General features: G+C 74.6%; 8 protein-coding genes. 2 read left to right on the plus strand and 6 right to left on the minus strand.

Annotated features, from left to right (window positions below; genetic code table 11):
- A partial coding sequence (locus tag ABZ371_RS25995) for a glycerate kinase (RefSeq protein ID WP_358683848.1) occupies positions 1 to 880 on the minus strand: 880 nt, incomplete at its 3' end.
- Positions 881 to 1,011: 131 nt separating this feature from the next.
- Between ABZ371_RS25995 and ABZ371_RS26000 the strand changes: the two genes are divergently transcribed.
- Positions 1,012 to 1,506, plus strand: coding sequence for an NUDIX hydrolase (locus ABZ371_RS26000; RefSeq protein ID WP_358683850.1), 495 nt, complete (start codon positions 1,012 to 1,014; stop codon positions 1,504 to 1,506).
- Positions 1,507 to 1,552: 46 nt separating this feature from the next.
- Here ABZ371_RS26000 and ABZ371_RS26005 read toward each other — a convergent pair whose 3' ends face one another.
- Positions 1,553 to 2,248 carry a hypothetical protein gene (locus ABZ371_RS26005; protein ID WP_358683852.1) on the minus strand — a complete coding sequence of 232 codons (696 nt, stop codon included), beginning with the start codon at positions 2,246 to 2,248 and terminating at the stop codon, positions 1,553 to 1,555.
- Positions 2,249 to 2,561: 313 nt separating this feature from the next.
- Here ABZ371_RS26005 and ABZ371_RS26010 point away from each other — a divergent pair, with 313 nt between their 5' ends.
- The gene (locus ABZ371_RS26010) at positions 2,562 to 3,146 is read left to right on the plus strand and encodes a TMEM165/GDT1 family protein (protein ID WP_358683854.1); all 585 of its coding nucleotides are present in this window, start codon (positions 2,562 to 2,564) and stop codon (positions 3,144 to 3,146) included.
- A 68-nt stretch (positions 3,147 to 3,214) separates the two neighbouring features.
- Here the strand turns inward: ABZ371_RS26010 and ABZ371_RS26015 are convergent, their stop codons facing one another.
- The 4 genes from ABZ371_RS26015 to ABZ371_RS26030 form a co-directional block, all read right to left on the minus strand.
- Complete coding sequence (locus ABZ371_RS26015; protein WP_358683856.1) at positions 3,215 to 3,733, minus strand: methylated-DNA--[protein]-cysteine S-methyltransferase; 519 nt, start codon at positions 3,731 to 3,733, stop codon at positions 3,215 to 3,217.
- Complete coding sequence (locus ABZ371_RS26020) at positions 3,730 to 5,220, minus strand: AlkA N-terminal domain-containing protein (protein ID WP_358683858.1); 1,491 nt, start codon at positions 5,218 to 5,220, stop codon at positions 3,730 to 3,732. Before ABZ371_RS26020 ends, ABZ371_RS26015 begins: the two co-directional genes overlap by 4 nt.
- A gap of 156 nt (positions 5,221 to 5,376) precedes the next feature.
- Positions 5,377 to 6,411 (minus strand): helix-turn-helix domain-containing protein, encoded by a 1,035-nt coding sequence (locus tag ABZ371_RS26025; protein WP_358683860.1) that lies wholly within the window; start codon positions 6,409 to 6,411, stop codon positions 5,377 to 5,379.
- 142 nt (positions 6,412 to 6,553) lie between these two features.
- Positions 6,554 to 7,354: a M23 family metallopeptidase gene (locus tag ABZ371_RS26030; protein ID WP_358683862.1), complete on the minus strand. Its 801-nt coding sequence runs from the start codon at positions 7,352 to 7,354 to the stop codon at positions 6,554 to 6,556.
- Positions 7,355 to 7,648: the final 294 nt, after the last annotated feature.

A 7,648-nucleotide genomic window follows, 5' to 3' on the forward strand; every position in this document is an offset into this window, starting at 1 on the left:
GCTCGTCGAGCGAGCCCTCCCCCGTCACGACGAGGGTGGCACGGGCCAGCGCCGGGGCGAACCCCAGGACGTCGAGCATGACCTCGATGCCGGGCCGGAAGCGCGCGCCCAGGGCGACGAGGGCGCCGTAGCCGATGCCGCCGGCGGCGCCCGCTCCGGGAAGCTCGGCGTACTCGGGCCCCAGCACGGAGGCGTAGTGCGCGAGCGCCGCGTCCAGGAGCGCGATGTCGTCCTCGGTCGCGCCCTTCTGCCGCCCGTAGACCTCGGGCGCGCCCTGCGGCCCGGTCAGCGGGTTGTCCACGTCGCTGGCCAGGACGAGGTCGATGTCCGCCACGCGCGGGTCGAGCCCCGACAGGTCGGCCTCGGCCAGGTCCCCGAGGCTTCCGCCGCCGGGGCCGACGGGCTTGCCGTCCGCGTCCAGGAAGCGGGCCCCCAGCGCGGCGAGCATGCCCGCGCCACCGTCGGTGGTGGCGCTGCCGCCTACCCCGAACACGATCGTCCTGGCTCCCGCGTCCAGCGCGGCGGCCAGCAGTTCACCGGAACCGTACGTCGTCGCCGTGAGGGGGGCGAACTCCCCGGCCGGCAGGTGCTGGAGGCCGGAGGCCTCCGCCATCTCCACCACGGCCGTGGTCCCGCGCACCGCGTAGGCGGCCGTCACGGGTGCGCCCAGCGGGCCGGTCACCCGCGCCTCACGGCGCTGGAAGCCGGCGGCCACCGCCGCCGCGACCGTGCCGTCGCCGCCGTCCGCGACGGGCAGGGTCTCGACCTCCACCCCGGGTACGACGCGCCGCAGCCCGGCCGTCACCCGCTCCGCGACCTGCACGGCCGTGAGCGAGCCCTTGAACTTGTCCGCCGCGACGAGCACGCGGGCGGTCTTCATCACTGCTCCGTCCGTCACCTTGCATCCCTTGCTTTCGAACAGGCAGTCGCGCCGCCCCGACCCTATCCGGCCCACCCCCCGTCTGCCCATGGCCACCGGACCGGGCCCTCGATGCCCGTACGCTGCGACGCATGACCACCACTGACTACGCCACCTACATCGCGGGGCTGCCCCGGGTCCTGGCCGGGGCCGCCTCGCTGTTCCGGGACGGGACCGGACGGGTCCTGCTGGTCGAGCCGAACTACCGCGCGGGCTGGGCCCTGCCCGGCGGCACGGTCGAGTCCGACGCGGGCGAGGGCCCCCGGCAGGCCGCGCGCAGGGAGACGGCGGAGGAGATCGGTCTCGATCTGGAGCCGGGCCGGCTGCTCGCGGTCGACTGGGCGCGCGGCACGGGCCGCCCGCCGATCGCCGCGTACCTGTACGACGGCGGTGTCCTGTCCGAGGAGCAGCTGGCGACGATCCGGCTCCAGGAGGAGGAGCTGCTGTCCTGGAAACTCGTCGAGCGCGCCGACCTCGACGCGTATCTCCTGGGGACGCTCGGGCCGCGGGTGCGCGCGGCGCTGGAGGTGCTGGACTCCGGGGCGGGCACGGCCGAACTGGAGGACGGCGAACCGGCCGCCCGGTGACGGCCGCCCCGGGGTCCGGCGGACGCGTGCCGCCCGGGGCGGCGGATCAGCCCCGCGGGTCCTCGGGCCTCGCGTCCGCCTCCCGGCGTCCTTCGTCGCGTGCGGCCTCCCGTGCCTCGGTGCGGTGGCCGCGCGCGATGTAGTCGCGCACGACCAGTTCGACGGCGTCCTGCGGGCTGCCCACTCCCGCGAGGACCATGACTTCCACCACGAGTGCCGCGTCGAGGGCGACGGTGACCTTGGCCATGCCCGGGACCCTATGGGGCGCGGCGGGAAAAGTCAGCACGGTCCTCCCGGCCCGCTGTCCGCGCGGGGCCACCACCGAACCCCCGGCGTTCTCAGTGGTCCAGTTCCGCCTGTACGCGGCGGGAGGGCGGAAGACGTACAGGTCGAGGATGTCCGGCGGGTCCGCCAGGCCCGGCCCGCCCTCCCGCGCCCAGGTGACGACGTCCTCGACGGCGTGGGGGTCGTTGACCAGGCCCAGCCAGACGGGCCGGCCACCGGCCGCGCGCCCCTCGGCCGAGGGCTGCACGACGATGACGTTGCCCCGTTCGCAGGCGTCGAGGCACTCCACGGCGCGCACGGTGGCGCTTGCGCCGAGGGACTTCCGCAGTGTGGCGAGCTGGCCGGCGTGGTCCACGCCGGGGATCTTCGGGGTGCCGCAGCAGCAGCCCCGGCAGACGCTGACGGTGGGCCGGGCGGGGCCCGGTCCGGCGGTGGTCCGGCGCGCGCGGCGGCTCATACGGAGGCACTCCCGGTGGTGTCACGGCTGATCACCCCGAGACTCTACCGATCGCCGGCCCGCGGGTGAGGTGGGGTATCGTGGACGGCTGCGAAGGGGAGTAGCCCCGAAAACCGGTCGTCGACACGCTGGAGCCTTCGGGTTCCCGGTGGCCGGGCCCGTGGATCCTCACGGGTGGGCGAGACCTTCGGTCAGGTATGACACGCCCGCGCCCGCGGGCGCTGCCGTCATGCCGGGCCGAGTGGTCCTCCGGAAAGCCCCAGCGGCGCTTCGCGGAAGTCCCGGGCCCGGCTCTCACAGAAGGCCACCCGGAATGCATCTCGACCCCCTGGCGATCCTCACCGCCTTCGGGCTGATCTTCCTCGCGGAGCTCCCCGACAAGACCATGTTCGCCTCGCTGGCCATGGGCACCCGTATGCGTCCGCTCTACGTCTGGTTCGGCACGTCGTCCGCGTTCGTCGTGCACGTCGCCATCGCGGTGGGTGCCGGTGGGCTGATCGGCCTGCTGCCGGACTGGATCGTCAAGCTGGTCTCGGCCGTCCTGTTCGCGTTCGGGGCGTTCATGCTGCTGCGCTCCGGTGCCGGTGACGAGGACGACGACCAGGAGATCCGCACCGTGACCGGTTTCTGGCCGGTCTACTCGACCGCCTTCATGGCGGTCTTCATCAGCGAGTGGGGTGACCTGACGCAGATCACCACCGCCAACCTCGCGGCGAGCAACGGCACCTGGTCGACAGCCGTCGGAGCGGCCGCCGCCCTGATGTCCGTGTCCGCGCTGGCGCTGCTGGCCGGGCGCTTCATCGCCAAGCGGGTGCCGCTGAAGACCGTGCAGCGCGTCGGCGGCCTGTGCATGCTGGCCCTCGCGATCTGGTCGGTCGTCGAGATCTTCACCGGCTGATCCGGGGTCCTCCCCTGGCCCTCCCGCCGTTCCCCCGGCCCGGGCGCCCGCCGGCCCCGGCGCCGGGGTCAGAACAGGGCCGGGGTCTCGTCGGACGCCCCCCGCTCGAAGGCGAGCAGCCGGCGCTTGCGCTCCAGCCCGCCGCCGTATCCGGTCAGGCTCCCCGACGCCCCGATGACCCGGTGGCAGGGGACGATGATCCCGACCGGGTTCTTCCCGTTGGCGAGACCCACCGCGCGGGAGGCGCCGGGCTTGCCGAGGTCCGCGGCGAGTTCACCGTACGAGCGGGTCTCGCCGTACGGGATGCGCCGGAGGCCGGCCCAGACCTCGCGCTGGAACGCCGTGCCGTGCAGGTGGAGCGGCAGGTCGAACTCCGTCAGCTCGCCCGCGAAGTAGGCGCCGAGCTGGCGGACGGCCTCCGCGAAGGGCCGGTCGTCCGGTGCGCCGAAGTCCTCCTCGGGTGGGCGGTGCCGCTGTCCGGTCATGTACAGACCGGACAGCACGCCGCCGGTGGCCACCAGGGTGAGTGCCCCGTACGGGCTGTCGACGACGGTGTGCTGCCTGGTCGTCGTGGCCGGGGTGGTCATGGTGCTCCTTCTCCTCGGGCGGGCAGGTGGTTGATCGGGTGGTCGTCGACCGCCCACAGGTACTGCACGGCGTACGCCCGCCAGGGGCGCCAGCGCGCGGCGCGTGCGGTGAGCGCGGCCGGGGTCGATGGGAGGCCGAGCCGCTCGGCGGCGCGGCGGATGCCGAGATCGGTGGGGAGGAAGGCGTCCGGGTCCCCGAGGCCGCGCATGGCGATCACCTCCGTCGTCCAGGGTCCGAAGCCCGGCAGCGCGCCCAGCTCCGCCCTGGCCTGTTCCCAGTCGGTGCCTTCCCCCAGAAGCAGCGACCCGTCGGCGAGGGCCGCGACCAGGGTGGTGAGGGTCCTGCGGCGGCTGCGGGGCAGGGCGAGCGCCTCGGGATCGAGCCCGGCCAGCGCCTCGGGGGTGGGGAAGAGGTGGGTCAGGCCGCCCTCCGGATCGTCGAGCGGTGTGCCGTGGGCGGTGACCAGCCGGGCCGCGTGGGTACGGGCGGCAGCGGTGGAGACCTGCTGGCCGAGCACGGCGCGGACGGCGAACTCCGCGGCGTCGACCGTGCGCGGCACCCGGCGCCCGGGGCCCGCCTCGACGAGCGGGGCGAGGAGCGGGTCGGAGCCCAACTGTTCGTCGACGGCGACCGGGTCGGCGTCCAGGTCGAGCAGCCGGCGGCACCGGCTGATGGCGCGGGTGAGGTCTCGCGGGTCTGTGAGGGAGAGACGGCAGGCGACGTGACCGGGTCGCGGGGACAGCGAGACGATGCCGGGTCCGTGCGGGAGCGACAGCGTGCGGCGGTAGGCACCGTCGCGCCACTCCTCGACCCCGGGCACGGCGGTCGCGGCGAGGTGGCCGAAGAGGTTGTCGGGGTTGAGCGGGGCCCGGTAGGGCAGCCGCAGGGCGATGACCCCCGGGGTGGCGGGTGCGGCCGGCCCTCGTGCCGCCTTGGCGCGCAGCTCCCCGGGGGAGAGGGCGAAGACCTCACGGACCGTGTCGTTGAAGGTGCGGACGGAGGCGAACCCGGCGGCGAACGCCACCTCGGCCATCGGGAGGGCGGTGGTCTCGATCAGCACCCGTGCGGTCCGGGCGCGCTGGGAACGCGCGAGGGCGAGCGGTCCGGCCCCGAGTTCGGCGAGGAGCTGGCGCTCGATCTGCCGGGCGGAGTAACCGAGTCGCGCGGCGAGTCCGGGGACGCCCTCGCGGTCCACGACGCCGTCCTGGATGAGGCGCACGGCCCGGGCGACGGAGTCGGCGCGGGCGTTCCACTCCGGGGATCCGGGGCTGGTGTCGGGACGGCACCGCTTGCACGCCCGGAACCCGGCCTGCTGGCAGGCGGCCGCGCTGGGGTAGAAGGTCATGTTCACCGCCTTGGGCGGCACGACGGGGCAGCTGGGCCGGCAGTAGATCCGGGTGGTGAGGACCGCGGTGAAGAACCAGCCGTCGAAGCGGGCGTCCTTCGACCGGACCGCCCGCACGCAGCGCTCGATGTCGGTGTGCATGCTTCAAGCATCCGGCACGGACGGCTGGTCGGCTGGCGGAAATCCGACATCATCCTGGCCCTGCCAGGAACTCCTCGATCGACCGACCGCCCCGCGCTCGCTTTCGACGGTGCCGGACGAGAACGGGACGAGGACAGGACGGGTCGGAGCGGTGGTTCAGCGCAGGCCGCCCTCCAGCACCGCGCGGCCGAGCCGGGTCCGGTGGTGGAGCACCCGCACCCCCTGCCGCCGCGAAAGCAGCAGTCCCGCCTCCCGGAGCACGGTGGCGTGGCGGCTGGCCGTGGAGGGTGCGAGCCGCAGCGCCGCGGCGATGTCCATGGTGCTCATCGGGTGGTCCAGCATCCGCAGCAGCTCGGCGCGTGAGGCACCGATGAGCTGTGCCGCGGAGGCGTCCCCGCGGTGCTGCCGGCGTTCCAGCCAGCCGGGCGCGGGCGAGAGGGGGTGGACGAGGACCAGCGGCAGCTCCTCGTCCACGAGGGTGAGCGGGGCGCGCACGCAGAAGAAGGCGGGGACGAGCGTCAGCGCCCGCCCGTGCAGCACGAGTGCACGGTCCACCGGGTACGGGGCGCGCAGCCTGCGGTCCCGGTAGTGCCACCCGGGCAGTTCGTCGTACCCCGTGAGCAGGCCCTCCGCCCCGTGGGTGAGGGCCGCCTCGGCCCGGACGGCCCGGTCGGCCGCCGCCTGGGCGCGCATCACGGCCAGGTAGGGCTCGACCGCCACCCGGTAGTAGGCGCGCAGGGCGGAGCCGAGTCGGTGCAGCGCCTCGGGGCAGCCGTCGGCGAGCCGGCGCGCACCGGCTGGGGCGGGGCGGCCGGTGTGCGCGTGCAGCCGGGCGAGTTCGGCGCGCAGCCGGCGGCGGGGGGTGGAGAGCAGCCGGTCGAGCCCGGCGTCGAAGTCCGTGTCCCCGCGTCCGGGCGTGAGGAAGTCGGGGAAGTACGAGCCGTCCGGGCACAGTCGCATCAGGCCGCGTGTCATGGGGGCGAGACCGGACCGCCGCAGGGCCGCGCCCGCTTCGCGCCGCCACGCCCCGAACGCGGGGGGCGCCTGCCGGTTCTGGAGCACGTGCAGGCTCAGCGCGGTCTCCCAGAGGGGGTCGACGCCGGACGCGACGCGCAGGCGGGCCAGCTCCTGGCCCGTGAACTCCACCCGTAGCACAGCGCACCCCCGGTGGTCGCAGGCGCTCGTCGGCACCCGCCCGACGGGACTCTACGCGCATCACAGGTCCTGACGCAGCCATGCCAGAAAACGGGCTGGGCACCGGGGGCCACCCGGCCGGAACGCGCGGTGGTCCGGCCGGAACCCGTCCGCCGGACCACCGCGGCCGCTGTCACGCTCAGCAGAGCGGAACACCGGGCAGTACGGCGTCCGGGTGGTCGATGTAGATGTTGCTGACGAAGCCGTTCTGGTCGCGCAGCTTGCTCCACCAGTTGTTGCTGTAGCCCTCGGCGTTGACGGTGTCGCCCTGCTTCTGGCACAGCACCCGCACGGCCGTGGGGCCGGCGAGGGTGGTGACCACGGGAGCGGCTGCACGGGCGTCGGCGCGGACGTTGACCCCGCTGCCCCAGGTGCTGAACGGGTAGCCGCTGCCCCCGCAGCCGTTGTCACTGGTCAGGTAGGCCTGGTTGTAGCTGCCCGGGTAGGACAGGCCGGCACCGTTGATCACGATGTTCTGGCCCACGCCGTTGTACAGCTGCTCGTAGTGGATGTGGGCCCCGGAGGAGTTGCCCGTGCTGCCGGTGACCCCGATCTGCTGCCCCTGTGCGACCGACGCCCCGCTCGCCACGGAGTACGCCGAGAGGTGGAAGTAGTACGTCGTCCAGCCGCCGCCGTGGTCGATGGCTATGTAGTTGCCCGCACCGCTGGGCTGCGAGTACCGGGTGGCCCTGCCCGCGGCCGAGGCCAGCACCGGAGTGCCCGCCGTCGCACCGCCGTCGGAGCGCACGAAGTCCAGGGCGCGCCGCACCTCCGCCGAGTGGTGGCTGTACGTCCACCGCTGGCCGCAGGGGTAGGGCGCCTTGAAGACGGGTCCGGCCGTCGCACCGGCCTCCGCGGCGTGCGCCGGGGAGGCCGTGAGCCCGGCCAGGCCCAGGAGGGCCGCCGCGGCCAGGAGGGGAAGACGTCTGAGAAACCTCACGAGGGCTCCTAGGTGGGGGAAGAGGCCCGGGGGTGCCGCCGGGCCGGGGCGCGGTGGGACGTCGGGAACGTAACGGCGGGCCGTGCCGCTGACAAGCGTGCTACGGCCTCCTTCGACCAGGAACGAATGGCTTGCGCCGTCCCCCGGCCGCCGATCACTCTGAGGTCCCCACGGCAGGGCGCCGCCATGGCCGGCGCCCGGGCGCCTAGCGTCCCTACCCACCGGTGCCCGCGCCGGCCTGACGGGGTGCCGGCACGGTCCGGCCCCCGGACCCGGCCGTCCGGCACCGGTCCG

Source organism: Streptomyces sp. NPDC005899, from assembly GCF_040629645.1.
Taxonomy (GTDB): domain Bacteria; phylum Actinomycetota; class Actinomycetes; order Streptomycetales; family Streptomycetaceae; genus Streptomyces.